The 26,530-nt window shown below is 37.5% G+C and carries 28 protein-coding genes; 11 read left to right on the top strand and 17 right to left on the bottom strand.

The features are described 5' to 3' along the window. Window positions 1–165: 165 nt before the first annotated feature. The 3 genes from porQ to Q0948_RS01855 all read left to right on the top strand — a co-directional run bounded on the left by porQ (window position 166) and on the right by Q0948_RS01855 (window position 2,518). Window positions 166–1,185 carry a type IX secretion system protein PorQ gene (gene porQ / locus Q0948_RS01865; RefSeq protein ID WP_021778570.1) on the top strand — a complete coding sequence of 340 codons (1,020 nt, stop codon included), beginning with the start codon at window positions 166–168 and terminating at the stop codon, window positions 1,183–1,185. Window positions 1,186–1,427: 242 nt separating this feature from the next. Beyond that, entirely contained in the window at window positions 1,428–2,120 is a 693-nt protein-coding gene (cmk, locus tag Q0948_RS01860; RefSeq protein ID WP_021778571.1) for a (d)CMP kinase, read from the top strand. Next, entirely contained in the window at window positions 2,120–2,518 is a 399-nt protein-coding gene (locus Q0948_RS01855) for a DUF4345 domain-containing protein (protein ID WP_298348066.1), read from the top strand. Before cmk ends, Q0948_RS01855 begins: the two co-directional genes overlap by 1 nt. Before the next feature lie 40 nt (window positions 2,519–2,558). Here Q0948_RS01855 and Q0948_RS01850 read toward each other — a convergent pair whose 3' ends face one another. Further along, entirely contained in the window at window positions 2,559–2,858 is a 300-nt protein-coding gene (locus Q0948_RS01850) for a hypothetical protein (protein ID WP_298348068.1), read from the bottom strand. A gap of 459 nt (window positions 2,859–3,317) precedes the next feature. Here Q0948_RS01850 and Q0948_RS01845 point away from each other — a divergent pair, with 459 nt between their 5' ends. Further along, the gene (locus tag Q0948_RS01845) at window positions 3,318–4,364 is read left to right on the top strand and encodes a hypothetical protein (RefSeq protein ID WP_298348070.1); all 1,047 of its coding nucleotides are present in this window, start codon (window positions 3,318–3,320) and stop codon (window positions 4,362–4,364) included. 100 nt (window positions 4,365–4,464) lie between these two features. Here Q0948_RS01845 and Q0948_RS01840 read toward each other — a convergent pair whose 3' ends face one another. The 10 genes from Q0948_RS01840 to Q0948_RS01795 form a co-directional block, all read right to left on the bottom strand. Next, window positions 4,465–5,190 (bottom strand): YebC/PmpR family DNA-binding transcriptional regulator, encoded by a 726-nt coding sequence (locus Q0948_RS01840; RefSeq protein WP_298348072.1) that lies wholly within the window; start codon window positions 5,188–5,190, stop codon window positions 4,465–4,467. Window positions 5,191–5,336: 146 nt separating this feature from the next. Next, entirely contained in the window at window positions 5,337–5,618 is a 282-nt protein-coding gene (locus Q0948_RS01835; RefSeq protein WP_021778576.1) for a 4a-hydroxytetrahydrobiopterin dehydratase, read from the bottom strand. 143 nt (window positions 5,619–5,761) lie between these two features. After that, window positions 5,762–6,847, bottom strand: coding sequence for a polysaccharide lyase family 7 protein (locus Q0948_RS01830; protein WP_298491216.1), 1,086 nt, complete (start codon window positions 6,845–6,847; stop codon window positions 5,762–5,764). A gap of 126 nt (window positions 6,848–6,973) precedes the next feature. After that, the gene (locus Q0948_RS01825; RefSeq protein ID WP_298348078.1) at window positions 6,974–7,474 is read right to left on the bottom strand and encodes a hypothetical protein; all 501 of its coding nucleotides are present in this window, start codon (window positions 7,472–7,474) and stop codon (window positions 6,974–6,976) included. Window positions 7,475–7,499: 25 nt separating this feature from the next. Further along, entirely contained in the window at window positions 7,500–8,789 is a 1,290-nt protein-coding gene (locus Q0948_RS01820; protein WP_298348080.1) for a kelch repeat-containing protein, read from the bottom strand. Window positions 8,790–9,172: 383 nt separating this feature from the next. After that, on the bottom strand, window positions 9,173–9,919 hold the full coding sequence (locus Q0948_RS01815; protein WP_298348082.1) for an SDR family oxidoreductase: 747 nt from the start codon (window positions 9,917–9,919) through the stop codon (window positions 9,173–9,175). 62 nt (window positions 9,920–9,981) lie between these two features. After that, entirely contained in the window at window positions 9,982–10,545 is a 564-nt protein-coding gene (locus Q0948_RS01810; protein WP_298348084.1) for a TetR/AcrR family transcriptional regulator, read from the bottom strand. A 310-nt stretch (window positions 10,546–10,855) separates the two neighbouring features. Further along, a complete protein-coding gene (locus Q0948_RS01805) occupies window positions 10,856–11,416 on the bottom strand; it encodes a hypothetical protein (protein ID WP_298348087.1) in 561 nt (186 codons plus the stop codon). Between the two features lie 65 nt (window positions 11,417–11,481). Next, window positions 11,482–11,850, bottom strand: coding sequence for a hypothetical protein (locus Q0948_RS01800; protein ID WP_298348089.1), 369 nt, complete (start codon window positions 11,848–11,850; stop codon window positions 11,482–11,484). 189 nt (window positions 11,851–12,039) lie between these two features. Beyond that, the gene (locus Q0948_RS01795; protein ID WP_298348091.1) at window positions 12,040–12,984 is read right to left on the bottom strand and encodes a T9SS type A sorting domain-containing protein; all 945 of its coding nucleotides are present in this window, start codon (window positions 12,982–12,984) and stop codon (window positions 12,040–12,042) included. 370 nt (window positions 12,985–13,354) lie between these two features. Here Q0948_RS01795 and rpsA point away from each other — a divergent pair, with 370 nt between their 5' ends. Next, entirely contained in the window at window positions 13,355–15,187 is a 1,833-nt protein-coding gene (rpsA, locus tag Q0948_RS01790; protein WP_298348093.1) for a 30S ribosomal protein S1, read from the top strand. A 170-nt stretch (window positions 15,188–15,357) separates the two neighbouring features. Next, window positions 15,358–15,882, top strand: coding sequence for an outer membrane beta-barrel protein (locus tag Q0948_RS01785; RefSeq protein WP_298348095.1), 525 nt, complete (start codon window positions 15,358–15,360; stop codon window positions 15,880–15,882). 90 nt (window positions 15,883–15,972) lie between these two features. Here the strand turns inward: Q0948_RS01785 and Q0948_RS01780 are convergent, their stop codons facing one another. From Q0948_RS01780 to Q0948_RS01765, 4 genes are read right to left on the bottom strand one after another with little or no spacing between them, the layout of a single operon-like run. After that, on the bottom strand, window positions 15,973–17,013 hold the full coding sequence (locus Q0948_RS01780; RefSeq protein WP_298348097.1) for a CDP-glycerol glycerophosphotransferase family protein: 1,041 nt from the start codon (window positions 17,011–17,013) through the stop codon (window positions 15,973–15,975). Next, on the bottom strand, window positions 17,014–17,694 hold the full coding sequence (locus tag Q0948_RS01775; protein ID WP_298348099.1) for a phosphocholine cytidylyltransferase family protein: 681 nt from the start codon (window positions 17,692–17,694) through the stop codon (window positions 17,014–17,016). Next, window positions 17,694–19,538 carry a glycosyltransferase gene (locus Q0948_RS01770; RefSeq protein ID WP_298348101.1) on the bottom strand — a complete coding sequence of 615 codons (1,845 nt, stop codon included), beginning with the start codon at window positions 19,536–19,538 and terminating at the stop codon, window positions 17,694–17,696. The genes Q0948_RS01775 and Q0948_RS01770 overlap by 1 nt, the downstream gene beginning before the upstream one ends. 8 nt (window positions 19,539–19,546) lie before the next feature. After that, window positions 19,547–20,362, bottom strand: coding sequence for a 2,3,4,5-tetrahydropyridine-2,6-dicarboxylate N-succinyltransferase (locus Q0948_RS01765; RefSeq protein ID WP_035325115.1), 816 nt, complete (start codon window positions 20,360–20,362; stop codon window positions 19,547–19,549). A 266-nt stretch (window positions 20,363–20,628) separates the two neighbouring features. Between Q0948_RS01765 and ruvX the strand changes: the two genes are divergently transcribed. The 5 genes from ruvX to Q0948_RS01740 all read left to right on the top strand — a co-directional run bounded on the left by ruvX (window position 20,629) and on the right by Q0948_RS01740 (window position 24,611). Then, window positions 20,629–21,039, top strand: coding sequence for a Holliday junction resolvase RuvX (gene ruvX, locus Q0948_RS01760; RefSeq protein WP_298348105.1), 411 nt, complete (start codon window positions 20,629–20,631; stop codon window positions 21,037–21,039). Between the two features lie 2 nt (window positions 21,040–21,041). Beyond that, window positions 21,042–21,632 (top strand): peptide deformylase, encoded by a 591-nt coding sequence (gene def / locus Q0948_RS01755; RefSeq protein ID WP_021778586.1) that lies wholly within the window; start codon window positions 21,042–21,044, stop codon window positions 21,630–21,632. Between the two features lie 73 nt (window positions 21,633–21,705). Continuing rightward, window positions 21,706–22,119: a DUF5606 domain-containing protein gene (locus Q0948_RS01750; protein ID WP_021778587.1), complete on the top strand. Its 414-nt coding sequence runs from the start codon at window positions 21,706–21,708 to the stop codon at window positions 22,117–22,119. Window positions 22,120–22,250: 131 nt separating this feature from the next. Further along, complete coding sequence (gene mazG, locus Q0948_RS01745) at window positions 22,251–23,027, top strand: nucleoside triphosphate pyrophosphohydrolase (RefSeq protein WP_021778588.1); 777 nt, start codon at window positions 22,251–22,253, stop codon at window positions 23,025–23,027. Between the two features lie 132 nt (window positions 23,028–23,159). Continuing rightward, window positions 23,160–24,611: a carboxypeptidase-like regulatory domain-containing protein gene (locus Q0948_RS01740; protein ID WP_298348112.1), complete on the top strand. Its 1,452-nt coding sequence runs from the start codon at window positions 23,160–23,162 to the stop codon at window positions 24,609–24,611. Between the two features lie 60 nt (window positions 24,612–24,671). Here Q0948_RS01740 and Q0948_RS01735 read toward each other — a convergent pair whose 3' ends face one another. Together Q0948_RS01735 and Q0948_RS01730 are read right to left on the bottom strand one after the other, a co-directional pair. Next, complete coding sequence (locus Q0948_RS01735) at window positions 24,672–24,893, bottom strand: VF530 family DNA-binding protein (RefSeq protein WP_021778590.1); 222 nt, start codon at window positions 24,891–24,893, stop codon at window positions 24,672–24,674. Between the two features lie 20 nt (window positions 24,894–24,913). Then, window positions 24,914–26,524 carry a class I SAM-dependent methyltransferase gene (locus tag Q0948_RS01730; protein WP_298348115.1) on the bottom strand — a complete coding sequence of 537 codons (1,611 nt, stop codon included), beginning with the start codon at window positions 26,522–26,524 and terminating at the stop codon, window positions 24,914–24,916. Window positions 26,525–26,530 lie beyond the last annotated feature (6 nt).

Raw genomic sequence — 26,530 nt, 5'->3', positions numbered from 1 at the left:
ACAAATACCATAAAAAGGAACCCGTAATAAGGTTCCTTTTTTGTGTTTATATATGGTTGTAAGAATTCTTAAATCTATTATTGATTAGAGAACTTCATAATTATTTCCCATCCCTATCAAAATATACTATCATTGCAATCGTTTACCATTGTGTTGCCACCTTGTATGATGAGAAAAGTTTGTTACATACTCTTATTTCTAACCGCAGTATCTGCTTACGGGCAGTTAGGAGGGAGAGCAACATACCAGTTTCTCAATTTAATGTCATCACCTAGGCAAGCAGCCCTGGGCGGAAAAATAATCACAAACTATGATTATGATCCAGACTCTGCCCTTTACAACCCTGCAAATATTAATTACAGAATGGATAACCAGCTCTCTGTAAACTATGTAAACTACCTTGCAGATATAAATTATGGTACCGCCTCATATGCCTATTTATGGGACAGACGCACACAAGTACTTCACGCCGGTATAACGTATGTAAATTACGGGAGCTTTGACGGGCGAGACGAAAACGGAAATGCAACAGGAGAATTCGGCGGTAGTGAGGCAGCGCTCTCGCTGGGCTATGCGACTAATATTCCTTACACAGACTTTTATGTAGGAGCAAATGTAAAACTCATCACCTCCACACTGGCCGAGTATACCTCTGCCGGCGGAGCGATAGACCTGGGTCTAACTTATAATTATGAAGACTGGGATCTTAACGCGGCCGTAGTAGTGCGCAATATAGGCACGCAGTTTACACCCTATGTAGACACCATAGAGAAGTTGCCACTAGAGATAGATGCTGGTATCTCCCAGATAGTGCCTAATGTACCCATACGCTGGCACCTTACCCTTGAAAACTTACAACTCTGGAACATCGCTTTTGAGAATGAAGCCCGCGGCACCACAGATCTAGACGGAAACACCACTGCTGAGAAAATAGGTATTCTAGATAACGTTATACGCCACGCCATTGTGGGTGTAGAACTCTTTCCACGAGGAGGGTTTAACTTGCGATTAGGTTATAACTTTAGACGTAGTGAGGAGTTGCGTATTATAAACCAGCGCAGCTTTGCAGGGATAAGCGCCGGTTTTGGTATTAAGATTAATAAGATGCGATTTAACTATGCCTACGCACGTTACAATAGTGCTGCCGCTAGTAGCTTTTTTGGCATAGGTATAGATTTGCAGTAATTCTCTTTGTGGGAGCACACACTTATTTTTGAATCTTCACGGGCGTAACCCGCTTTACATTACAATTCCTCACGGCGCTCACGCTTGTTGCGGGATTTTCATTACAATCGGGGCTAGAGACTTGAGATAGTGCGTGTTTGCAATTGCAATGTTGTGCGTGTCTATATACCTTTTAAAAGTACTTTTAGAGTTCCTTACATCTCATAATCATAATCCCTATTTTTGCTCAAAATACACCATACGTGAAAATAACCATCGCCATAGACGGATATTCCTCAACCGGAAAAAGTACCGTAGCAAAACAACTAGCAGACTGGCTAGAATACATATATGTAGACACCGGCGCGATGTATCGTGCAGTAACGCTTTATGCAATGCGTAAAGGTCTTATATCTGATGGTTTTTTTGATAAAGAATCACTTATCAATAAATTATCAGACATTAATATTTCATTTACCAGAGACACCACTTCTGGAAAGGCAGAAGTCTGTCTTAATGGAGAAAATGTAGAGCAATATATTAGAACATTAGAGGTATCCTCTTTTGTAAGTCCTATAGCCACTGTATCAGAAGTGCGAGCAAAGCTTGTAGAGCAGCAGCAACGTATGGGTGAAGAAAAAGGTATTGTGATGGACGGTCGTGATATAGGTACTGTAGTATTTCCTACGGCAGAGCTTAAGATATTTATGACAGCCAGTGCAGAAGAGCGTGCAAAAAGGCGTTACAATGAGCTTGTAGAGCGCGGTGATGATGTAAACTATGATGCCGTGCTATCTAACGTAGTAGAGCGTGATCACATAGATACCACTAGAGAAGACTCTCCACTAGTAAAAGCAGCAGATGCTATTGAGATTGATAATACAGAAACTAATATAGAAGACCAGTTTCATACCATTTTACAACTCGCGAAAGATCGCATTGCACAACGTATATAATGTCAAAACTTCCTAAACAAGCCCACCTTATACTCTCTGCGAGCATAGTTATCGTGATGGCATTTGTTTATGGAGCAAACCCCAGTGTTATTCTGTTTGATATTTTTGGATTTAAGGTTCAAGATCTTGAGCTTAAAAATATTTTTAGAGCCATAATGGGTGTATACCTTGCGTTAGGAGTTTACTGGCTTTATGGTGTTGTAAAGCCTATGCACTGGGAGCGCGCTACTTTATTTAATGTATTATTTATGGGAGGTCTTACTGCAGGCAGGCTTATAAGCACTTTGCTAGACGGCTGGTCTCCACAATATGGATTAGGTATGATAGGAGAAGCCATACTCACCGTATGGGGTTTGTGGAATCTCAATTATTATACACAAAAAAAACCTACGATCTAGATCGTAGGTTTTTTTATTAATAGCCTTTATAATTTTCTTTTTACTTCACGAGTTCTAGAGCAGTGATAGAGAGCATATCATACTCCTCATCATCTTCATTAAGCTCTGTTGAAGTTGTAAATGTAATTTTAAACTGCTGTCCTTTGTAAGTGTCTTGAGTAAGGTCAAATTCTTGAGCAGCTGTAGCACTTATTGCCTCAAAGGCATAAGTTAGGTCGTCGCTATCTGTAAAATAATACGTCTCATCACTATAACCGGTAAAGGTTGCGGTCACTGTTTCAGAAGTTGTGTTGTAAGCTATAGTAGCTAGTGTAAATAGGGCAATAAAAAGTGTTTTCATAATAGTGTAAATTAAAAGTGTTTGTTAATTCAAAAAGCCGCGTGTGCGACCACTATTGTTCAGATTTCCCAACCTAGGATTTTACCCTGCACCTTATACGTTGTTAATATAGAGAAGGTTACAAAAACGCATAAAAAAAGTGGGTTTAAGTTGTGATTTTTCTACGAGTAGCTGTTAAGCTCTGTAAATATTGGGTTTCTTACTATTGGTAATGATGAGGATTTTTATCGCTTTCGCGAAAGCGTACTTATATAAACTACCCTAAAGACTCGTAGCGCAAAAAATAATCACAAAATTATCGTTAAGGCGTAAGAGCAGTTTTCAGTTAAATTATCGTAAAAAAAGTGGCTTCTATTTCTTAAAAAGTTAAAGAATGTTAATAGTGTAATGTTGCCAAAACCAAACCTCAAATCACTGCGTAACTATGCTAGAAATTAAAAACAATTAAACCTTTTATTTATGAAATTAACTAGCAAATTAGGAATACTACTTATCGCATCTGCAGGATTTATAGCCTGTGAAACTGATGATAACGGATTATCAACAACAACAGATGATGATGGATCTGCAAACCTAGAATTAGATAACTCACTGTTTGCAACAAGTAATACAAGTGGTGACATAACAGTATATGATGTAGAAGATATAGCAAGTGTAACGGCATCTACTTTTGGAACAGCAGCTACAGATACAGAGGGTATCTATTATGATAGTAGTGATGATGAGGTGATACAGATATCACGCTCTGAGTCACAGATACAGACTTTTGGAGACCTTTCACTTAATGTGGCTGGTATCGCTCTTAATGCTTCTGTAAGTAGTACTGCTTCTTTATCAAGTCCTCGTGATCTTGCTGTAAATGATAATATTTATGTTGTGGCAGATAATGCAGATGTAGATGGTGATGATAGTACAGATGATGGACGTTTATTTATCTACACAAGAGGAGATGATGGATCTATCACATTAAGAAATACAGTGACAGTAAACTTTGCTGTATGGGGAATCGAGTTTGATGGAGATACTCTTATCGCAGTTGTAGACAAAACGTCTGATGTAGCAATCTTCGAAAACTTTGCAGATTCAAACACAACAGATGCTACAGTAGAGGCTACAAAAACAATTACTATTGAAGGTATTGTAAGAACTCACGGTCTTGCTGTAGATGGTGGTACCCTTATCCTTACAGATGTAGGTAGCGCAACAGATGATGTAGATGGTGCTTTTCATATCATATCTGACTATGCTTCAAAATTTGCTGGTGTAGCAAACGGTGAGACACTTGCAGTAGTAGGTAACCAAGTACGTGTAGCGGGTGACGCAACATTTTTAGGAAACCCAGTTGCAGCCGAGTATGATGCAGAATCTAACGTAGTATTTATTGCAGAGCGTGCAAACGGTGGCGGAAGAATTCTTGCCTTCTCAAACGCACAAGCGGGAGGTAACCTTACTCCATCTGTAAATAATGAACTAGAAGGAGCTTCTTCATTATACCTAAACGAGTAATCACTTACCCAATAATTATTTTATTGTGCCATTATGGAGTGAAATAAAAAAGGCGCGTTAGATATCTAGCGCGCCTTTTACTTTATATTATCTGGTAGATTTATTCTTCTACCTCGTTTGCTTGCATTGTTGAGAAAACGTTCTGTACATCATCATCTTCATCTAGCTTATCTATAAGCTTGTTTACATCTGCCTCTTGCTCTGGTGTAAGCGTTTTAGTCACTTGTGGTATACGGTCAAAACCAGACTCTAGTATTTCCATACCTCTTTCTTCTAGAGCACTCTGTATTGCTCCAAAACTCTCAAAAGGAGCATATATGTGTATACCATCTTCATCTTGAAAAACCTCCTCGGCGCCAAAGTCTATAAACTCAAGCTCTATCTCATCTACATCTTGTCCCTCTGCATTTACTCTAAAGGTACACGTGTGATCAAACATAAATACAACAGATCCAGAAGTACCTAGGTTACCATCACATTTATTAAACGCTGCACGCACATTTGCTACCGTACGGGTGTTATTATCTGTAGCGGTTTCAACAAGTATTGCAATACCGTGCTGTGCATAGCCTTCAAAAATTACCTCTTTATAATCACCTTGACTCTTATCTGAGGCACGCTTTATTGCTCGCTCTACATTATCCTTAGGCATATTTACTGCCTTAGCATTTTGTATTACGGCACGTAATCTTGAGTTTGAGTCTGGATCTGGTCCTCCTTCTTTTACCGCCATTACGATATCTTTACCTATACGTGTAAAGGCTTTAGACATTGCGCTCCAGCGCTTCATTTTACGTGCTTTTCTAAACTCAAATGCTCTTCCCATAAATAATAAGGATATAGTGATTATACCTGCAAAGGCAGATATCTCTTGTTAAATGTAATTGTATAAACTAAAAAAACGATCTGCACTTTTGCACAGATCGCTGTAAAAATATGAAATCGCTTGATTTCTTTAAAATTTATAGTTCCTTAAGCGCCCAAAATATCGTCTATTGCCGCTGCAAGATCAAAATCTTTTTCTGTCACACCATTTGCATCGTGTGTATTGAGTGAGATTTCTAGTTCATTATACGTATTAGTCCAGGTAGGGTGGTGGTCCATTTTTTCACACTCAAAAGCGATACGCGTCATTGTGGCAAATACTTCTCTAAAGTTTTCAAACTCTATCGTAGTATGTATTGCATTATCATCAAACTCCCAATCTGGAAAATCTTCTAATCTATTTTTAATCTGATCGTCTGTAAGTTTCATAATATAAGTTTTACCGTTTTGTATTAAAGATACTCAATTACGCTTTCGCGAAAATGCTATTACGATTAAAAATTTGTTAATGATTAATTATTCTTTTCTAGAGCTTATCTCACGCGTATATCAATACATAAACCTATTTTCAATCAGTCATTTTTTAGAAAGTAGTCTTCATTTGAGTAGGCTTCTTTACTCACAAATATAGAGGCATCTTTAAACCAGACTTCTGCATAATTACCATCTGCATATTGTTTTTGTAAATCCCCATCGTGTGTTTCTGCCCCAGAACACCAGTTTCTATTTACCTCGGGAGATTTTCCATTAGTCTGGTTATAAGACCCTAGTTTAAAAAACAACCCTTCTTCTGCATAAGCATTTGCTCTTTCTAGGCCGTCTTGACCTATAGGGAAAAATAATTTCTTTGTTTGATCAGGAACATCTGCCATTGTTGTATAATCAGATGTAATCAGATTTTTAGTAAATGTCTTTGTCTCGTGTCCATCACTAGTAAAAGTGAGATTCATTATGCCATTTTGAATTTCTATTTTATATGTAAATGCTTCGCCATACATAATACCATTCTTTGGCTCATCTGGAATAGTGTTTTCTGTAGGCCCTACCGCACTAAAATCATTTCCCCAAACGGCTGTACTATAATCCCATCTCTTTGCATTGCTATTACCAGCGGTGTTAATTTCATAATGCCAGAAAACAGATCCCTTAGTATGACCTGGAAATTTTTTGTAAAAAATTTTAAGCGGTTCATTTTCAAAAGCATCTGCACTGTGTATTTGACCTATAACAACGGCGTGCGATGCGGCAACACGTTCATCACCTGTACGAGAGACATTCATAACTTTAACCGTGGCTTCAAGAGAAGCCTTTGTCATAGCCCTCCATTTTTTGGTTTGTGCTAGTTCTGTTCTTGTGTTATTTGATGTGCCGTGAGTATCTCCTGCATTAGGTGTTTTAAAAACTACCCAGTCTCCTGTACTGTCACTCGCTGTATAAAAGAAGTCTTTGTTTTCATATTTACTGGCATCGCCTACATTAGAACCATCACCTAGAATGAGTTTCCAATTATCAAAAAATGGTATTACCTCACCAGCATAGGGTGTTGTTGTCTCTTTAATTGAATCAAGGTCATTAGCTGGAGGTGAAGAGGCGTTATTACAGCCACTTAATAGGAGTAGAGATGTAACCACACCTAGAGGTATGGTCTTAGTAATCATTTTTTTAAACATTGTCGCAGATTTTTAGATACACTCAAGATACCTAAAAAAGTAAGATGTATCTAAACGTATTATTTTAAAAGAATAACCTTATAAATTATAACAACTAGACAACGTTTTCAAAAATTACAACAACCTAAAGCGCATTCTATCCATTAACGTCCATTTGTCTTTAATTTTTATAGACTGTCTTAATATGATTTCAAAAGTAATGTCATTACTGTCACATATCAAGATGATATGACCTTTTTTAACAGCTATCTTTTCGTCGTTGTGAGGCTCATAACGTACATTTTGTAATGTAATATTTTCCCACTCCACTCCAAAAGAAGTGCCCTTACGTAAGATTTCATTAAAGTCTTTGGAAGCTTCCGTCTTAAAATTGGTTAGAATATTATCTACCTCTGGAACTCTCTCATTAGGCCTTCCCGCTTTAACCATTGGTATGATATATAAGATGTCCTCTTTTGTAGGAAGGCTTTGCATAACTAGTTTGCTATCTTGATTTTGCAGCGCAGAAAAGATATTCTTAACTAGTGTTGTTTCCTCAAAATTTTCTTGTGCAAAGACATTAAGCGATACGCAAAAAAATAAAATAAGTAATAGTGTGGTTATTTTTTGTTTCATAAGGGGAGTGTAAATAAATTACTTCTTATTGAATCTCAGACACCCAGACATCGTTGAGGTTTGACCCTTCTGTATTATAACCTGCTATTATATAAAATTTGTTATTTAGTACACTTGTTGTATGACCAAATCTAGTTGTGTAATTAACCGGGCCAGAGGTAGCCTCAAACCAAGATATACCGTCTGAGGTGTACCAAATATCATTTGTTAAGCCACTAGATGTTTCTCCACCAAAAATCCACATTTTGTTGTCTAGTACGGCGCTAGCACTAATGTTTCTAGAAGAAAAACCAGGGTTTTCTGTTACAAGTTGCCAGTCTACTCCATCAGAACTTGAATAAACATTATTAGTCACTCCATTATCAGTATTACCTCCTAGTACCCACATCTTATTATCAAAAACAAGACTTTCATTTACGATGCTCGAAGCTAGTGGAGGGTTGTCATTGATTAAAGTCCAAGTTACTCCGTCAGAGCTGCTCCACACATCATTGTAAGTAGATGAATCTAAACCATTAATCACCCAAATTTTATTATCAAACACTACAGAAGAATGTAAAAACCTAGGAGGAAAATTTGCATTGTCATTTTCTAACGTCCAATTTATTCCATCAGAACTAGACCAAACATCATTGAGAGCACCTATAGCTCCAGAATTTTGAAAACCAATTCCCCCTATTACCCATATTTTGTTATCAAAAACAACCGAGGTATGGAGCTCTCTTGGCGAAAAATCTGCATTTTCTGTCTCTACCTCCCAGATTACCCCATCTGCACTTGACCAAACATTATTTGAAATAGAACCGCCTATGATCCAAATCCTATTATTAAATGTAACCGTAGTATGATTACTTCTAACAGGAAAAGGGCCGTCCATTAAAAAATTTGCGGTGAGTAACTCTATACCTCTTGTATCAAATTGAAAAACGGTAGATGTTGTTGAGTTACCATCACTATCGGTAGCGATAACTTTCCAATAATAAGTTGTGTCAAGTTCAAGCTCATTTGCAAGTGCATAGCTTGTGCTAGTTAAACTAGCGGCAATTATACTATTTGGATTTGGGTTTGTGTCAAGTAGTAAATCATATGTGACCATATCACCATCGGTATCTATTGCAGTTTCCCAAGAGAATGAAGGTAAAGTTTGAACATCAACACTGTTATTTGCAATAGTAACTAATGCAAATTCATTAGGAGCATTATTTTCTTCTATGGGTGTAGAGTCATCGCTACTATCTGTTTCACAAGAATATAAAACGATAGCTAGTCCAAAAGTTAATAAGAATTTGAGGGATGAGATTGTGTTTGATTTCATTTTTTTGTTTTTGATTGATTGAAACGTGAGGAATGTTTTTCTGCCTTCAAAAATTTGATTTCTCAGTTCTGTGTTCTAAGATTTGCTAAAATTTATTGAGATGCAAGTATATAAATAATTAAAGAATATTCGCACAACAGTAATTTCCTTTAAAATAAATATGCTTTCGCGAAAGCGTAAAACCACACAGTTGTCATTATGTCTATTGTAGTGTCATAGCTTCTCAAGACGAAACTACAAACGCTTTCTACAATCTCACTGCGGATTTACCCAAAGAGGTAGGAAACAGGAAATATTCATTTAAAAACAGATAGTACTTATAATCAAAAAAGCCATAGCTGCTGTATTGCGGTCTATGGCTTTGTGTTAATATGTATACTTTTTTAATTTCTTCCAGCCATTACACCGCCATCTGTATCCCATATTGCACCTGTTACCCAACCAGCTTTGTCAGAGAGTAAGAATGTAATACTATTTGCAATGTCTTGAGCCTCACCAAAACGGCCTATTGGGTGAAAAGCGTTAAAACCTACGAGCGCTTTTTGAGCTTCTTCTTCACCGCCAAAAACATTATTATAAACCGGAGTGTTTACAAGCGCAGGCGATACTGCATTTACACGTATGTTATCATCTGCAAGTTCCATTGCTAGGTGTTGCGTGAGCGAATGTAATCCTGCTTTTTGCATAGAATATGCAGAAGATGGAGTTGCCTTTACTGCTTGCTTAGCCCACATAGATCCTACATTTACTATAGAACCACCTTGAGTAGCTTTCATTTTCTTTGCAGCACTCTGCGTGATAAAAAAGAAACCTCTATTAAGATCTTGGTAAGAGTTATAATCTTCCATTGTGTGATCTAAAAATGGCTTAGGGCCAAAGATTCCTGAAGCATTTACAAGATAATCTAAGTTTTCTAGCTCGCTGATTTTAGCAACTAAACCATCTACCTCTTGCGTGTTTGAGATATTTACGGTGTGCTTAATTAGGTTAGGAGCATCACTTATTTTATCTGTGTTTCTACCTACCACGTGTACCGTTGCACCGCCTTCTAGTAAAGTGTTTGTAGTCGCATTACCGATACCGCTTGTTCCACCTATTACTAAGGCTACTTTGTTTTTAAATTCTTTCATAGTTCAATTATTTAATTATTTATAATAGACAGACAAGTCTGTCTTTAAGTGTTCAAATTTTTTTAAGCGATCAGTCTTTCACAAATATTTTTTGACTCTAAGATAGGCCAGTCTTGTTGGTGCAGGTGACTTTCTCCTACAGCGCTTTCATAAAGTAAATAGATTTGTCTAGCAAGAGAGGCTGTTTGTTCCTCATCTTTTTCGTCTAAGTTGGTCGCTACTAGTTTTGTGATAAGATCAATGAAGGTGTTTTTCTGTAATTGGATTTCATCTCTTATGAGCTTATTGTCTTTTGGTATTTCTGCTACTGTTTTTATACACCAGCATCCATTAAAATCCTTCTGTTTATAGAATAACGTTAAGAAGTCAAAAATAGCGAGGAGTTGTTCTTTTCCCTTTGTTTTTGAAGTGGTAAATGCTTCAAAATCTTTAAGAAAGCTTATGTTTTTGTGTTTGAGATATGCTAGACAAATTTCCTCCTTAGATTTAAAATGATTATAGAGGGTCGCCTTTGCAATACCAGCTTCAGCAATAATCTGATTGATACCCGTAGTATTATAACCGTTCTTATAAAATAAGTTTGAGGCGGTTTCTATAATTCTACTTTTCACTTCGGCGTGTTTCATACGGCAAATATAGAGTAAAATATTTAATACAGACAGGTCTGTCTATTTTTGTTTTGAGTTGCGCTTTCGCGAAAGCGTAAAAAAAAATCAACATAGCCGGTTTGTTACTTACGATGATAGGCCTCTCAAAGTTGGTGTGCGTTAAATAGTAATACAATTATACCTAACTTTTAAGAATGCTATAATTTTGTTAGGTAGTCAGATAGCTATCCCACTATTTTAAATTTTAAACCAATCCACTCACATATAACATTAATAATAGGGGTCATAAGGGTATGAGATAGGCTTTATAGCTTATGTTTTGTAAGAATTAATCAATCCAGTTAAAAGCCGTTATAGATACACCTGTAAAACAATCGTCTGCACAAAAGTCTGGTACAAAGCCGCAAAGAGTCAGTAATCCATTTGTTTCGGTGTTGAAATAGATGGTGTTGTTCTCCTCATCAACCGTAAGATATTCACTCACGCAGGAGTTATAAAGATCATCTATGGTTACTGGACCGGCTCCTTCTTGATGAGAGCCTAGTGTCGCTTCATTTTCTGTATATGATTCTGTAAATGTTATTTCTCCCGTTCCTCCATCCATTATATAAGATTGATATGCTCTAGAAACAACATTGTTGTTTATTACTTTAATTTCGGTTATAGCTCCATAACCCGTCCAAGATGTAACCTCTGTTTGGTAAATGTAGGATCTTCCATTTTCATTTTTTAAGGAAGTCCACTGGGCTAGACTCTCATCATAGGTTGAGCCAGGTGTGCCCTCTAGGTCTGTAAGTTCAGAAAGTATGCTTGAGTTAGCATCGTCATCACTGCTGCAAGATGCAAGTGTGATGGTAATTGTAAGAAGTATGCTTAAATAATATTTCATTTGTATTGATTTGATTGATGATGCAATTATAATTAATTTGTTGATACTATAAAGTTCCCCAGGCTTTATAGACGTCGCTTTTTTCTCTTTTTCTTTTTTTGTCTTTTGAGATATTTATGGTGAGCCTTAATTGTTTGATTATTGAGTTTACCCGTGATCTGTACTTTATATCCTAAGTCTTTAAGTTTCTCTTGGTATTTCGTTAATTTTATTTTGGCTTGACGAGCTTTTATAATGTCTTCTTTTGTCTTACTCTTTTCGGCTCGCAATGCAAGGGTGTCACAGCTTATTTCTTTCCAAGTAAATTTTTTGTCATACTCAAAGCAGCGCTCATAGCATTTACCAGGTTGTGCATTAGGAGGGAAGTCATAATTTTGAGAATGTAGGCTTGCCCCACAAAAGAGGATAAATACAGTAAGGAAGATACCTTTCATTTGGCTTGATTAAGTGTTTAAAGATACAGGTGTTTGTATAAGTTTTACGCTTTCGCGAAAGCATAAAAAATAACATTACTAGCAATCTGCTTGCTTTAAGCAATTCTATAGTTTATACCACTACAAAATATATTATAAAGGCTTCTCAAAATTTGAGAAGCCTTTAAGTCTAATTGTGTATAAAGAAGGTTATTGCTTTACTACTTTTTGGGTAAAAATTCCAGCAGTAGTTTTTGCTGTTATTAAGTATAAGCCATTTGCAAGGTTGCCTAGGTTTACACTATTGGTGTTTAATTGTTTCATAACTTCTTTACCTGTTATATCTAGTATAGAAATACTATTAATTTGAACAGATGAGTGAGTAGTTAGAGTTATTGTGCCCTTTGTAGGGTTTGGAAAAGCAGATGCATTTACAAGTGTTTGTCCTTCTATACTAAGGTTACTACATTCTGCTCCGAAAAGAAAATCACCAAAAAGTTCACCACTTTCTGCCGCACCTTCTATTTCTATACTAAGAACTTCTTCATCTGTATAAAACCCAAAGAAGGTCTCAACATCTATAGGTGTGTTTACCGCAAAATCTTCAATAAGGTTTCCTCCAGTACCATATATTCTAACATTTGTGGTCGCATCGAGGTTGTTATAAATATCAAATGCTGCAGCATATATAGGCGTGTCGAAATTTATAATTGTAAACTCTGCAAAAGTTGTAGCTCCTATAAGAGAGCTATTATTTGCCAAAGATCCGGCAGGTATGTTCACCACACTTGCTTGGTTTGAAAGTTCTGAAGAGGTTGTAGTAAAACCAGCCTCAATTTCTGCAGCAGGAAAGCAACTATCCCCCGCATCACTAATGGAAGGGCCACAAACAGTAATAGCTGCTGGTCCTCCTGTAAAAACTTCAGAAGTAATGGTGCTGTCATCGCAGTCTGCGATTCCTGTGTTAAAGTCTGTAAGAGAAGTATATGTATCTACAACCACTTGGCTGTTAGAGCTAGACCTGGTTATTATCGCCTCTGTAGGAGTATTATTAGTTTGTGATGTTGTAGAATTCATAGAGTAAGCTGTCTCATCATTTTGTGCGTAAGTTGATACGCTAAAGAGGCAAATTGCTAAAAATGTAATTTTTTTCATAATATGATTTTTGATTAAAATGAATTTTGAAAGGTAAAAAATTTTTATTTATAATTTCATAACATTTAGCAAACGCATATAGGGTAATAAGACTCTACATTTAGTTATTTAAATAATAGTGTGGTTGCATTATTATTCTAAAAAATTAGAGTGAAGAAATAATGACATAACCCCTTTGTAAATCAATAAAAAGGATGTATTTTTGCGCACCTTTTTGACCACCGGTAGAAAGCTGTCACAGAGGATTTATAAAAAACAAAACAAACCCTTTTACGGTTTCTTGGTTTATCTAGCTTTCGGAGAAACGTAAAATACAAAACCCATCCCGCTTTAAAGCGCTAGTTTTAAGTGAGATGTAATTTTAGCACAAATGGCTGAAGAAACAAAAAATCCTGAAGTTCAGGAAGAAGCTGCAGTAGCAGCACCAAAAGTTGAGCTATCTCCAGCTCAAGAAAACCCAGAGCAATTTCTTAAAGATTTTAACTGGGAGAAGTACGAAGAAGGAATCGATACAGTAGATGACAAGCAGCTTGAAGAGTTTGAAGCACTTGTAGCAAGCAACTTTGTAGACACTCTTGATGACGACGTAGTAGAAGGAACAGTAATTACTATTACTGATCGTGATGCAATTATCGACATTAACGCAAAGTCTGAAGGTGTAATCTCTCTTAACGAGTTCCGTTACAATCCAGACCTTAAAGTAGGTGACAAAGTAGAAGTACTTATCGATGTACGTGAAGATGCAACTGGGCAATTGATATTATCACACCGTAAGGCACGTGTTATCAAGGCTTGGGATCGCGTTAACGCTGCACACGATGAGGGAACTATCGTAAACGGATTTGTAAAAGCACGTACTAAAGGAGGTATGATCGTAGATGTTTTCGGTATCGAAGCATTCTTACCAGGATCACAGATTGATGTGAAGCCTATACGTGATTACGATCAGTATGTAAATAAAACTATGGAATTCAAGGTTGTAAAAATCAACCACGAGTTTAAAAACGTTGTAGTATCTCACAAAGCGCTTATCGAAGCAGATATCGAAGAGCAGAAGAAGGAGATCATCGGGCAGCTTGAGAAAGGACAAGTACTTGAAGGTGTTGTTAAAAACATTACTTCTTACGGTGTATTTGTTGATCTTGGAGGTGTTGATGGACTGGTACACATTACAGACCTTTCTTGGTCACGTATCAACCACCCGAATGAAATCGTTGAGCTTGATCAGAAACTGAACGTAGTAATCCTTGACTTTGATGAGGATAAAACACGTATCCAGTTAGGTCTTAAGCAACTTTCTAAGCATCCTTGGGAAGCTTTAGGAGACGAGCTTAAAGTAGGAGATAACGTAAAAGGTAAGGTAGTTGTAATCGCAGATTACGGTGCATTTATCGAAGTAGAAGAAGGAGTAGAAGGTCTTATACACGTATCTGAAATGTCTTGGTCTACACACTTACGTAGCGCTCAAGACTTTGTAAAAGTAGGAGACGTAGTAGATGCACAAATTCTTACACTAGATCGTGAAGATCGTAAGATGAGCCTAGGTATCAAGCAACTTACGCAAGATCCTTGGACAGATATTACTTCTAAGTATCCAGTAGGGTCACGTCACGAGGGTATCGTACGTAACTTTACAAACTTTGGAGTGTTCTTAGAACTAGAAGAAGGAATTGATGGATTAATTTACATCTCAGACCTTTCTTGGACTAAGAAAGTGAAGCACCCATCAGAATTCTGTGAGGTAGGAGATAAGCTAGAAGTAGTTGTTCTTGAACTTGACGTAGATGGACGCAAACTTTCACTAGGACACAAACAGATCGAGGCAAACCCTTGGGATAAGTATGAAGATGAGTTTAAAGTAGGTACAACACACAAAGCGGCTATCACAGAGATAGTAGACAAGGGTGCTACAATAGACTTTAATGAAGATATCACTGCATTTGTTCCTACACGTCACCTTGAAAAAGAAGACGGGACAAAACTAGGAAAAGGAGAAGAGGCTGAATTCCAGATTATAGAATTCAACAAAGACTTCAAGCGTGTAGTAGCTTCACATATGGTAATCCATAAAGAAGAAGAAGCAAAAATCGTTAAACAAGCAGCTAAGAAAGCTAAAGCTCAAGCAGATGAGTCTAAGCCTACACTAGGTGATGCAAACGATGCTCTTGCAGCTCTTAAAAAGAAAATGGAAGGAGGAGAGTAATCTCAACCACACATTTTTAATACAGAAAACCTCTCAAGTAATTGAGAGGTTTTTTTATGCCTTTTCAAAGAGTATAAATTTATCTTTTTTCTTACAAAGTGATTATTTATATTCGCTCGCCCATTCATATTTGGCTTGGGTTTTAATCAATCAATTAACAATCATTTATTATGAAAAAAATTATTTTAACAGCTGTAATAGCTGTAGTATCAATGACGGCTGTAATGGCGCAAGAGGCTGTTTTCGGAGCAAAAGCTGGTTACACATTAATAGGATCTAAAGTTACTACTGATGGTCAAGAGTTCACAGGTTCTGCAAGTGGATTTCACGTGGGATTTACTACAGACGTTCAAATAGGCAACCAGTTATATGTTGCACCAGAACTTCTTTTTACTATGGTGTTTGAAGGAGGCACAGATCTTAAGTTTTTACAGGTGCCACTTTTCTTAAAGTATTATGCTGCAGATAAGTTTTATGTAAATGGAGGACCTCAAATTACCTATACTCTTGAGGAGATCTCTGACGATTTTACAAAATTTAATGTAGGGTTTGGAGCGGGTCTTGGTTATGAGTTTACAGATAATTTTTATGGAAACTTTAGAACCGTATACCAACTAAATAATTATTATACTGGTGATGCTGATGTAAAAAGTAGAAATAGTATCTTTAATTTAGGCTTTGGTTTTAAATTCTAGATTTTTAAAACTTTATTCTCATAAATAAGAAAAGCACCACATTGGTGCTTTTCTTATTTATGGTTTAGAGTACGCTTTCGCGAAAGCGTACTAAGACTTTCTATCAAACAGCTTATTGATCTTACGTCTTCGTAGCCAAGAAATTTTACGTTTTTCTGGCACACCGTGCTGAGAGATATACTCCTTAATTGCAGCTACTACTCTTGCTGATGATTTTCCATCTGTGTAAGGATGATATTGAGCTATAATACTGGCCCGCTCTGATGCATAATTATCTTGAGTGTGTATTTTCAATATGCTAGGAATTAAATCTTTTGGATTTCTGATATTTTCCCACCGTATAGCATCCGAAATATTGTTGAGCGTTATAACGGGTTTGTCTAAAAGTAAGAATTCATATATCACAGATGAGGTATCACTTATTAAAAGGTCTGCTAGGACAAGTTGTTTTACGATATCCTTTTCTTCTATAAAATAAATAGTATCATAACGAGCAGCTAGATTTTTGTAGTAAGAAATAAGCTCAGGATGCATTAAATCGTGAAATTTAATATGTATCACATATTCCCTATGCGATGCGAGCGTCTCAATTTCTTTCTTTAAAACGTGGGCAGAGGTGAGTGATGGAGAAAATGTAGGTGCGTAGAGAATGATGTTACTATCATTGTGGCGATCCAGTATTTCTAGTTTGTATGCAGAAGTATCATCTTTGATTTTCTGATAGCTATCTAACTTGGGCCAGCCAGTTTCTATAACAGATATATTGTTGTGCTTTTTCTTAAGCTTATTAAAACCTTCTGTAAAATAGGGGCCTTGGGTAAGGTAAAGATCAAAGTAATCACGTATTCTAAAGTGCCCTTTTTTTTCTCCTGCAAGTCCGTGAAAGATTTGCACCTTAAGGCCACGCAAGTAATAAGGTACTTCATTACCAGGACAAATTATAGCGTCACTGTTAAAGGCTACTAATTCTTTTATGCTCGTAGTTACAGCATCATTATGAAAAGGAAATACATCAAGGAGTTTGGGCATTATGAACCATAGTACTTGGTCTCCATTTTGAGCAAGTTCTTCTCTTATGGTTTGCATAATCCCAAAGGCATATGCGTTTTGACAGAAGAGAATAACTTTCATTTATAAAAAACTATTTACGTGTTCTAGATCTTCTTTAAAATCTACCTCCATACAGTTGAATTTTGATATGTCTACCGCCTGTATTTTAGTTTGATGCTTGGCAATCATAACCTCTAGTCCTTTTTCAAAATAGTCTTGTGCATCACAGGCTTCTAGTTCTTTTATAAAGAGAGGAACATCTTTTGCAGAGATGTAATTTATACCTACAGCTTCTCCCAGTCCATTTATTACTTCTTTTGAGAGATTTTGTATATACCCATTTTCAAGAGTATACTTTACCTCCTCATCTGCTACAGAGCAGGTGTTTACCGCTACAAAACTTTGATCTTTTTCTATATGTGGTACAAGCTCGTTAAGTAGTAATGGGTCAAAAACCACATCTCCATTTAACCACAATACAGATTCATCACGACATTTTTTAAGCGCGCATAAAAGACTCTTAGAGGTATTTGTCGTGTCAAAATATGGATTGTAGATATACGTAATGTCTGGAAAACGTTCCATAATACTATTCTTCTTAAAGCCTACTACGGTTAATAAGTCATTTATAGAAAAATAAGATGATAAGCTTTCTATCATCATTTCCATAATGCTTTTTCCATTCTTGAGAGGGGTAAGTGCTTTAGGGTAGGGATTGCCTAGGCGTGAGCCTATGCCAGCTGCGAGAATGATTGTTTTCACTAGTTGGGTGTTTTCTTTTGTAATCTAAGCCTGCGTAGCTTGCAGTACTTTAAGTAGGTTGTCTTCGCACTAAATGTACAAAGAATAAAACCATTACGCCCATCTAAGAATCCCATCCTTATAATGTATGATCTTATAAAAATCCACGAAGGTTTTATAATGAGGTCAAGTATACTCGCTTTACGCCCTCTTTTGTAGTACTCTTTTGAAGCGATGGTGGAGAATTTTTCTGTCTTTTGTCTATGCTCCTCGTGAGTTGCGTGTACCCAGTGCAGTATCTCTCCCTTTAAAGAGTCTACTGTAGCCCCATCACTCGTATGTACTTTATCGTGCGGATTTACACCGCCCCACCGAGCCTTTGTTTTGTCAAAAACACGTAATTTTTTATCACGACTCCAGTCTGTATGGTTAATCCACTGGCCGCAGTAGTTGTTGTATCGTTTTACGATGTAGCTACTCTTATTAAAATCTCTTTTAACACGCTGTATAGCAGTTTGTAATTCTTTGCTCAAAGCCTCATCTGCATCTAGAGATACAATATGGTTATGGCTAGCAAGGTCAAGGGCTACGTTTTTTTGCTGTATGTGTCCCTCAAATGTATGCTGTATAAATCGCACAGGATATTGCTCACAGATATATTGCGTCTTATCTGTACTGTATGAATCTACTATCACAACTTCGTCTACCACGGGTAGTAGTGACTCTATACACCTTGCAATATTACGTTCTTCATTATAGGTGATAATCGTGGCAGACATCTTTACACTACCATCATTAACCACTGCGCTTTCTTTTAAAAAGGCACTGAGTTTTGGTACAATGAGATCTGGTTTAAACTGCTGGTAGTTTGCAGATACCTTTTGAGGTGCTCGCTCACGTTTATTAAATTTGGGATTATAATCTATGTAGTCATATAGATGTACAGAGACGTGTCTTTTATGATCGTCATACACACTCCATTCTTCTTTATTAATCCACGGGCAAAAGATGGCAAACGTAGGGATATCTATAGCCTTTGCCATATTTATAGCTCCGCCCTCGTTACCTATAATAGCATCACAGTGACTTGTGATAGCTATAAACTCTCTAAGGCTTTTACCATAACAGTCTAAAAATATATGAGCTCTGGTCTTTACTGCACAGTGATTGTATAAGGTAGTTATTAAATCTGCCTGGGAGGGTATGTAATTAAAGATGAGTTGTGCATCTGTGCTTTCTACAATATAATCTAGTAAGGTTGCTAGATAGGGTAGTGGGTACGTTTTTTTAGCTCCGCTGCCTAGCGCACTTATCTGGTACAACTTTTTTGAAAGGTCAATACCGCAAGATTCTATGATATGTTTTGCGTTTGTCTTTTCCTTTTCAGTGAGGTAAATTTTTGGTGCAATAGCATCAAATTGTTTACCTGTAAGTTGCTCTAGTAAGAGCATTCTATTCTCTATGGCGAGACCAGCTAGGGTATAAGACTTCTTTCGGCGACGTAGGGTATCTGTATAAAAAAGGTGGGTGTACCATTTATGATAACCCACGCTGTTTTTTGCTCCAGTAGCTTTAGTTAAAAATGCGCTACCTATTTTAGAGTACACATCTATAACGGTGTCATAGGCTTCTGCCTTGAGCTGTTTTTTAAATTGTGATTTTGCCTTTGCACTCTTTTCTATCTCTGGTGTATAGATAATGAGCTTGTCTATAAAAGGATTATTCTCAAGTACGGGTGTAGTGTGAGCGTTTATAAGGTAGTGTATTTCGCTTTCGCGAAAGCGTAATTTTATCGCTTCACATAAGATAGACGATGTCAAGACATCGCCTATCATTTTCTGTTGTATGATGAGAACTTTTTTCAATAGATCGTCTATACGGCTACATCATATTCTCTTAGTGCGTCATTAAGAGATGTTTTCTTATTTGTACTTTCTTTACGTTTACCTATAATAAGTGCACAAGGTACTTGGTACTCTCCAGCGGCAAACTTTTTTGTATAACTTCCTGGTATCACAACTGAGCGAGCTGGCACGCGGCCTTTCATCTCTACTGGCTCGTCACCTGTAACGTCTATAATTTTTGTACTCATAGTAAGTACTACGTTTGCGCCTAGTACGGCTTCTTTCTCTACGTGTACACCTTCTACTACGATACATCTAGATCCTATAAAAGCACCATCTTCTATAATTACGGGAGAGGCTTGTAACGGCTCAAGTACACCACCTATACCTACACCACCACTAAGGTGTACATTTTTACCTATTTGAGCACAGCTACCTACGGTTGCCCAGGTGTCTACCATTGTACCCTCGTCTACATAGGCACCTATATTTACATAGCTAGGCATAAGGATAACTCCTTTTGATATGTATGCTCCGTGTCTTGCGACAGCGTTAGGTACTACACGTATACCACGGTTTTCGTAATCTCTCTTAAGAGGAATTTTGTCGTGATATTCAAATATACCAGCTTCAAGAGTTTCCATTTTTTGGATAGGGAAATAAAGTACTACAGCTTTCTTTACCCACTCGTTTACTTGCCATCCATTTTCTGTAGGCTCTGCAACACGCAGGGTGCCACGGTCTAGCATATCTACCACCTCACGTATGGCGTTTATAGTTACTGGGTTAGTAAGGTGCGTACGGTCGTCCCACGCTTCTTCAATAATATTCTGAAGTTGTGTCATTGTATATTCTTTTAAGTTTTATAAGTGAGTATAGTGGCTCACGGTGCTATAATCTTTGGGCCAAAGATAAAGTATCAATTGAGTTTATAAAGGTACTCTTTGTTGTAAAAGCTGCACAAGGAAGTGCTTTTTTGTTATATATGTTACAATAAGCAAAGCCTATAGTGAGTAATAGACTGTTGCTTATGGGTGTGGGTTTATGTATCGGTGTGCATATCGCTTATATTCTTGCTTGTTTTTACTTATTTTTGCACCAAATTTTACAGATGGCACGCATCATTGCAATAGATTATGGAACAAAGCGCACGGGAGTCGCGGTGACAGATGAGTTGCAACTTATTGCTTCTGGCTTAACCACGGTACCGACTAAAGATATTTTTAAATTTTTAGCCACCTACCTAGCCGAAGAAAAAGTAGAGGAAATGGTCATAGGAGAGCCTAAACGTATGAATAATGAGGCGAGTGATGTTGAGGAGCATATAGTACGCTTTCGCGAAAGCGTAGAAAAAAAACATCCCGAGCTCAAAATCATTAGGCAAGATGAACGTTTTACCTCAAAGATGGCTTTCCAGACAATGATAGATAGCGGTATCGGTAAAAAGAAGAGACAAAATAAAGCACTTGTAGATCAAATAAGTGCAACCATTATACTGCAGGATTACCTGTATAATAAATAGATATGATATTACCTATAGTAGCATACGGGAGTCCCGTGCTTAAGAAAAAAGCAAAAGATATTACTCCAGAGTACCCTAACCTGAGTGAGCTCCTTGAGAATATGTATGAGACAATGTATGGAGCGCACGGCGTAGGCCTTGCAGCACCACAAGTGGGATTACCTATACGCATCTTTCTTGTAGATACAACACCATTTGCAGATGATGAGAGCTTTACACCAGAGGAGCAAAAGCAACTATCTAGCTTTAAGAAAACCTTCATAAATGCAGAGATTCTAGAAGAAGAAGGAGAGGAGTGGGCTTTTTCTGAAGGATGTTTGAGTATACCTGGTATAAACGAAGATGTTTTTAGAAAACCTACGGTAACCATCAAGTATCAAGACGAAAACTTTAAGGAGCATACAGAAACTTATGAGGGCCTTATAGCACGTGTGATACAGCACGAGTATGATCACATAGATGGTATACTTTTTACAGATAAACTATCGAGTCTTAAAAAACGTTTAATAAAAGGAAAGCTAGCAAATATCTCAAAAGGAAAGTGCAGTGCAGACTACCGTATGCGTTTTCCGGCGGCGTCAAAAAAACGCTAAAACGTTAAACCCAAAAAACTAATTTGTAAATATGTGGTGCAAAGTGCATCTTTGCCACCCAATAAAATAATATATGAGTTTAGATAAAGTAATCGCAATCGCAGGAAAGCCTGGTATATATGAGTTAAAGCAACAAACACGTAGTGGTTTTGTAGCAGAGTCACTCGTGGATGGTAAGAGAATTACCGTAGGGATTCGTCACAATGTGAGTGTTCTGTCTGAGATAGCCATCTATACACTAAGTGCAGAAAAGCCGTTAAGAGAGGTTTTTCAAGCTATAAAGGAAAAAGAAAACGGTGGTCCTACCATACACCATAAGGTGTCAAAAGATGAGCTCGAAGAGTTTTTCTTTAACGTAGTACCAGATTATGATGAAGACCGCGTGTATGCTAGCGATATAAAGAAGGTAGTGCAGTGGTACAACATTTTACAACAAAAGGAGATGCTCAACTTTGAAGCTCCAGTAGCTTCAGACGAAGAAGAATAGTGCATAACTTTTTATAATATTAAACAGCCTTTACAATCTATATGTGAAGGCTTTTTTAGTTTTAAACTTTAGTACGCTTTCGCGAAAGCGTAACATAAACCCTCATTATATCTACTATAAAAAGAACCATTATGAAGTACTCAAGAGAAGCACAGCTCAAAGCCATAGATAGATTACTCACCATTATGGATGAGCTTAGAGTAGGATGTCCTTGGGATAAAAAACAAACGATGGAGAGCCTGCGCCATCTCACCATAGAGGAGACTTATGAGCTAGGCGATGCCATACTAGATAATGACCTAGAAGAAGTAAAAAAGGAACTGGGAGACCTTTTATTACACATTGTCTTTTATGCAAAAATAGGAAGCGAGACCCAAGACTTTGATATAGCAGATGTGGCAAACAGTATCTCAGAAAAGCTTATCTCTCGTCACCCACATATATATGGTGATGTAGATGTAGCAAATGCCGATGAAGTAGCTACTAACTGGGAGAAACTCAAACTCAAAGAAGGTAAAAAATCTGTGCTAGAAGGTGTGCCTAGAAGCCTACCGGCACTTGTAAAAGCAAGCCGCATACAAGATAAAGTAGCGGGTGTAGGTTTTGACTGGGAAGAGCCACAGCAGGTTTTTGAAAAAGTACAAGAAGAGCTAGAAGAACTACAACACGAAGTAAACGAAAATAATCAAGAGAAGATAGAAGCCGAATTTGGTGATGTGCTGTTCTCTATGATTAACTATGCTCGTTTCTTAAAAGTAGACCCAGAAAGCGCTCTTGAGCGCACTAATAAGAAGTTTATAAAACGCTTTCAGTACCTAGAAGGTAAGGCCAAAGAGCTTAATAAAGACCTTTCAGATATGACGCTTAAAGAGATGGATATCTTCTGGGAAGAGGCAAAGCAATTGTAAAGGCGATATAATCTTGATGATTATGATGAGCGTTAGGGCACTTGCCTAGCTCAAAAGATGTGTTCACTCATTGTAGGTTTAGTTTAGAGTATAGCTAAGGTAGTTTTACCTCATACTTAAAAACCAAACATTATGAGAGCTATCATCACATCTATCTTAATATTTCTTAGTCTTGTTTCTTATGCTCAAGAAGTAAACATCACAGGAACAATCACTGCAGAGGGTAACCCACTTCCGGGTGCAAATATCTTAGTAAAGGGGAAGGATCGTAAATCAGTCTCAGATTTTGATGGTAATTATGAGATCAGAGCGGCAAAGCTGGATACGCTCGTATTTTCATTTGTAGGTTTTGATACTCAAGAAATCATTGTAGGAGATACTGCCGTAATTAATGTCGCGATGCTAGGCAGTCCTGAGCTAGAAGAAGTAATTGTAACAGCTTCTGGAGTAAAGAGAGAGAAACGTGCTGTAGGGTATGCCACCTCAGATGCTAGTATCGTTATAAGAGGTAAAGTTTCTGGCGTTGCAGTGACAGAAGGTTCTAGTCATCCTTCTAGATATAATGATCCTGCTTATGGACAGCTTACGGCAGGTGAGATTAATGACTTAGAAAAGTGGTCTGAGTATTATGAGATTTTCTCAAGTGGGGAAGCACAAAAAGTTGCCGGCCGCTGGGGATTTATCCATAAAAATAAAATAGACATTTCCCTCAAGAATAAAGATCACACTCCGGTAGCAAATACAATGGTTGCTCTCTATAAAAATAAAAAGCAGCTTATGAAAGGTCGTACAGATGTTAATGGATCACTAGTACTTTATAAAGGAACACACAATCTGAGTGATCGCTTCTTATTACAGGTGTATAGTGAGGGTACTGTTGTGGGAAAATCTATAAGCGGTGGGCAACAGGCGGTAGAGATTACCATAGCGTCAAGTGTTGCTGCGACTAATACAGTAGACGTTCTATTTGCTGTAGATGCTACAGGCTCTATGGGTGATGAGATTGCTTATCTCAAATCTGAGCTTAAAAATATTATGAATAGAATAGATGCACAAATCGCACAAAAACGAGTAGCGCTCACAGTGTATAGAGATCACGGTGATAGCTATGTGACTAGATCGATAGATTTTAAAGAAAATGTAAATGAGGTAAAAGATTTTTTATCACAGCAAGATGCAAATGGGGGTGGAGATTATGAAGAGGCAGTAGAGGAAGCTTTAAAAGTATCCCTTTCTCAATCTTGGAATGTGGATGCAAAGGCAAAGCTACTATTCTTGATGCTAGACGCACCTCCACACTACACGGAGCAAAATGTGGAGCTCATAAAATCACAGATTAAAAAAGCGCAAGAGATGGGCATAAAAATAATACCTGTCGTTGCTAGTGGAGCAAATAAAGAAGTAGAATTCTTGATGCGATCATTTAGTGTTGCTACAAATGGAACTTATGTTTTCCTTACAGATGATAGCGGTATAGGTAATGACCATATGGAACCTACTACAGAAGATGTAAAAGTAGAAAAGCTTAATGACCTCATAGTACGTCTTATTGAGAAGTACGCAGGTGTAGAGAGCGCCTTATAGAAGAACTGTTTTTTAGTTTGTTTGTAAACGCGTTATTCAGTTATTGATAACGCGTTTTTTTTATATAGATTGCAGGTATAATTGCTCTACTTTTTCTCTAGCCCAGGGAGTACGTCTCAAAAATTTGAGACTAGATTTTATAGAAGGATCTTTTTTGAAACAATTTATATCTACCTGTAGACTCATTTCTTTCCAGCCATAGTTAGTTACCAGAAACTCTAAGATGTCTACAAGTTTTACCCCGTGTAACGGGTTATTAGGTTGTTGCTGCTTCTCTTCCATAATAGCAAAGATAACTCAATCTAGTGTCTAAAAAGATTTACGGTTACCGTTGCAGCATCATTATTTGGAAATTTTTTACTTAGTTTTTCATCTCTCTTCATACCTATACTATCTAGCACTTTATGGAAAACAGGTACTTCTACTATAAATTGATCTGAGTAGCCGTGCGTAGCATCATAGGCGGTTACGGCTGTTTTTCCTATATAATCTGCCGCGATTGCTGGAGGTACACTATGTAACTCTATGAGTAATAAACCGTGTTTTCCAGTATATGGAGACCATTTTCCAAAATGTTCTGCAAGCGAGGCTTCAGCATCGTTATTTGAAATGCGAGCGCCCTCATATGCAAAGGCTCCAGTAGATGTGCTTGGACTCTTTGTAGACTGCGCTGGGGCTTTCCATACACGATTATGATCTAAGAAAGAACGCACATTAAGAAGATCTCCTAGCGTGATGTCATACTCCTCCTGTAAGTCGGCAGCAAGTCTGTCTGGGTCACCTATATCTCCCCACATCACTTTTGCCCATATTTCGGCTTGGATCAGATTTTGCTTAGTAATATCTATTGCTGTCTGGTTATAATCTGCTCCTACTAGTATAAGTGGGTGTTCATCTAGATGCTTGCCACGTAGTGTGTGACGCTCAATAAGATTGTAAAGGTGTATTAAAAAAGCACCGTTACCGCAGCCCATATCTAATATCCCTTTAGGTTGCTCGTCTAGAGGTTTATTAAAAATATCAAGTATAATAGTATCTACCACTTTAAAGTAGGTAGCGTGCGCACCACCGCTTCCCCATACATTCATAGCTCTGTCTACGTGTCCTTCTTGGCTACCGTCACCTTGTGATTTTGCCGCTAGCGCATTACCAAAAAGCAGATCGTCAAGCTTACGCAAGGTAGGTATGTAAGAAACAGTCACGCCGTATGCGCTGGCTCTCTTTGCAAAGAACAGTCCTTTGTCTGTAAATTGATACGTGTGTTCTTTGCGAGTAAACAGTTCAAAATAAGTGAGTATGTCTAATAGTTTTTTAAAGTTCTCTCCATCTGCGTGAAACTCTTCTGGCCTAAAGCTTGCCTGCATAAAGTATTTATGAAAAGCCCCATTCATAGACAGGTGTACAAGAGTAGGACCTAGTATACTTCCTTCTATATGAGCAAGTACTTGCTCTTGTATTGTTCTCTCTGCTGGATTTTGTGATAGTGTGATACCATAATGATCGCGGTATTTTGAAAAAATATCTTGTAACATTTTAAAAGGAGCTACCTCAAATTTTCTAAAATGGTAATTTTCAGAAAGCTTTTGTAGTGCTGTTACCTCTTCATAAAGCGGGAATAGTGCAAAAGCTGTTGCTGTATGCTCATTTATACTATAAGTAACCGTATTTGTGCTGTTATTTATGTGCTGCACGAGCCATCCTTGTGAGGCTAGTAGTCGCAATGCCACGTTGAGGTATCCCTCATTTGCATCAAAGGTTGATGACAAATCACCAATTGTGACCTCTTTTTTGTCTAATATATATGTGGTCACGCCCTTTTTGTGAAGCGAAAACGCAGATGGGGCGGTAACGATACCGTCTAAGTGTCTAAAAAGTCGCTCTCTATAGGTGGCTTGTAATGCTTTGGATACCATAGTATC

The organism is uncultured Dokdonia sp. (assembly GCF_947496725.1).
Lineage (GTDB): Bacteria > Bacteroidota > Bacteroidia > Flavobacteriales > Flavobacteriaceae > Dokdonia.
Note: the sequence above shows the minus strand (reverse complement) of the source record. Positions and strands in the feature narration are given on the sequence as shown.

What these genes read in the sequence shown, in the direction of transcription:
- porQ (WP_021778570.1), top strand. Translation starts at nt 166, where the DNA reads ATGATGAGAAAAGTTTGTTACATACTCTTATTTCTAACCGCAGTATCT.
- Q0948_RS01855 (WP_298348066.1), top strand. Translation starts at nt 2,120, where the DNA reads ATGTCAAAACTTCCTAAACAAGCCCACCTTATACTCTCTGCGAGCATA.
- Q0948_RS01850 (WP_298348068.1), bottom strand. Translation starts at nt 2,858, where the DNA reads ATGAAAACACTTTTTATTGCCCTATTTACACTAGCTACTATAGCTTAC.
- Q0948_RS01845 (WP_298348070.1), top strand. Translation starts at nt 3,318, where the DNA reads ATGAAATTAACTAGCAAATTAGGAATACTACTTATCGCATCTGCAGGA.
- Q0948_RS01840 (WP_298348072.1), bottom strand. Translation starts at nt 5,190, where the DNA reads ATGGGAAGAGCATTTGAGTTTAGAAAAGCACGTAAAATGAAGCGCTGG.
- Q0948_RS01835 (WP_021778576.1), bottom strand. Translation starts at nt 5,618, where the DNA reads ATGAAACTTACAGACGATCAGATTAAAAATAGATTAGAAGATTTTCCA.
- Q0948_RS01830 (WP_298491216.1), bottom strand. Translation starts at nt 6,847, where the DNA reads ATGATTACTAAGACCATACCTCTAGGTGTGGTTACATCTCTACTCCTA.
- Q0948_RS01825 (WP_298348078.1), bottom strand. Translation starts at nt 7,474, where the DNA reads ATGAAACAAAAAATAACCACACTATTACTTATTTTATTTTTTTGCGTA.
- Q0948_RS01820 (WP_298348080.1), bottom strand. Translation starts at nt 8,789, where the DNA reads ATGAAATCAAACACAATCTCATCCCTCAAATTCTTATTAACTTTTGGA.
- Q0948_RS01815 (WP_298348082.1), bottom strand. Translation starts at nt 9,919, where the DNA reads ATGAAAGAATTTAAAAACAAAGTAGCCTTAGTAATAGGTGGAACAAGC.
- Q0948_RS01810 (WP_298348084.1), bottom strand. Translation starts at nt 10,545, where the DNA reads ATGAAACACGCCGAAGTGAAAAGTAGAATTATAGAAACCGCCTCAAAC.
- Q0948_RS01805 (WP_298348087.1), bottom strand. Translation starts at nt 11,416, where the DNA reads ATGAAATATTATTTAAGCATACTTCTTACAATTACCATCACACTTGCA.
- Q0948_RS01800 (WP_298348089.1), bottom strand. Translation starts at nt 11,850, where the DNA reads ATGAAAGGTATCTTCCTTACTGTATTTATCCTCTTTTGTGGGGCAAGC.
- Q0948_RS01795 (WP_298348091.1), bottom strand. Translation starts at nt 12,984, where the DNA reads ATGAAAAAAATTACATTTTTAGCAATTTGCCTCTTTAGCGTATCAACT.
- rpsA (WP_298348093.1), top strand. Translation starts at nt 13,355, where the DNA reads ATGGCTGAAGAAACAAAAAATCCTGAAGTTCAGGAAGAAGCTGCAGTA.
- Q0948_RS01785 (WP_298348095.1), top strand. Translation starts at nt 15,358, where the DNA reads ATGAAAAAAATTATTTTAACAGCTGTAATAGCTGTAGTATCAATGACG.
- Q0948_RS01780 (WP_298348097.1), bottom strand. Translation starts at nt 17,013, where the DNA reads ATGAAAGTTATTCTCTTCTGTCAAAACGCATATGCCTTTGGGATTATG.
- Q0948_RS01765 (WP_035325115.1), bottom strand. Translation starts at nt 20,362, where the DNA reads ATGACACAACTTCAGAATATTATTGAAGAAGCGTGGGACGACCGTACG.
- ruvX (WP_298348105.1), top strand. Translation starts at nt 20,629, where the DNA reads ATGGCACGCATCATTGCAATAGATTATGGAACAAAGCGCACGGGAGTC.
- def (WP_021778586.1), top strand. Translation starts at nt 21,042, where the DNA reads ATGATATTACCTATAGTAGCATACGGGAGTCCCGTGCTTAAGAAAAAA.
- Q0948_RS01750 (WP_021778587.1), top strand. Translation starts at nt 21,706, where the DNA reads ATGAGTTTAGATAAAGTAATCGCAATCGCAGGAAAGCCTGGTATATAT.
- mazG (WP_021778588.1), top strand. Translation starts at nt 22,251, where the DNA reads ATGAAGTACTCAAGAGAAGCACAGCTCAAAGCCATAGATAGATTACTC.
- Q0948_RS01740 (WP_298348112.1), top strand. Translation starts at nt 23,160, where the DNA reads ATGAGAGCTATCATCACATCTATCTTAATATTTCTTAGTCTTGTTTCT.
- Q0948_RS01735 (WP_021778590.1), bottom strand. Translation starts at nt 24,893, where the DNA reads ATGGAAGAGAAGCAGCAACAACCTAATAACCCGTTACACGGGGTAAAA.
- Q0948_RS01730 (WP_298348115.1), bottom strand. Translation starts at nt 26,524, where the DNA reads ATGGTATCCAAAGCATTACAAGCCACCTATAGAGAGCGACTTTTTAGA.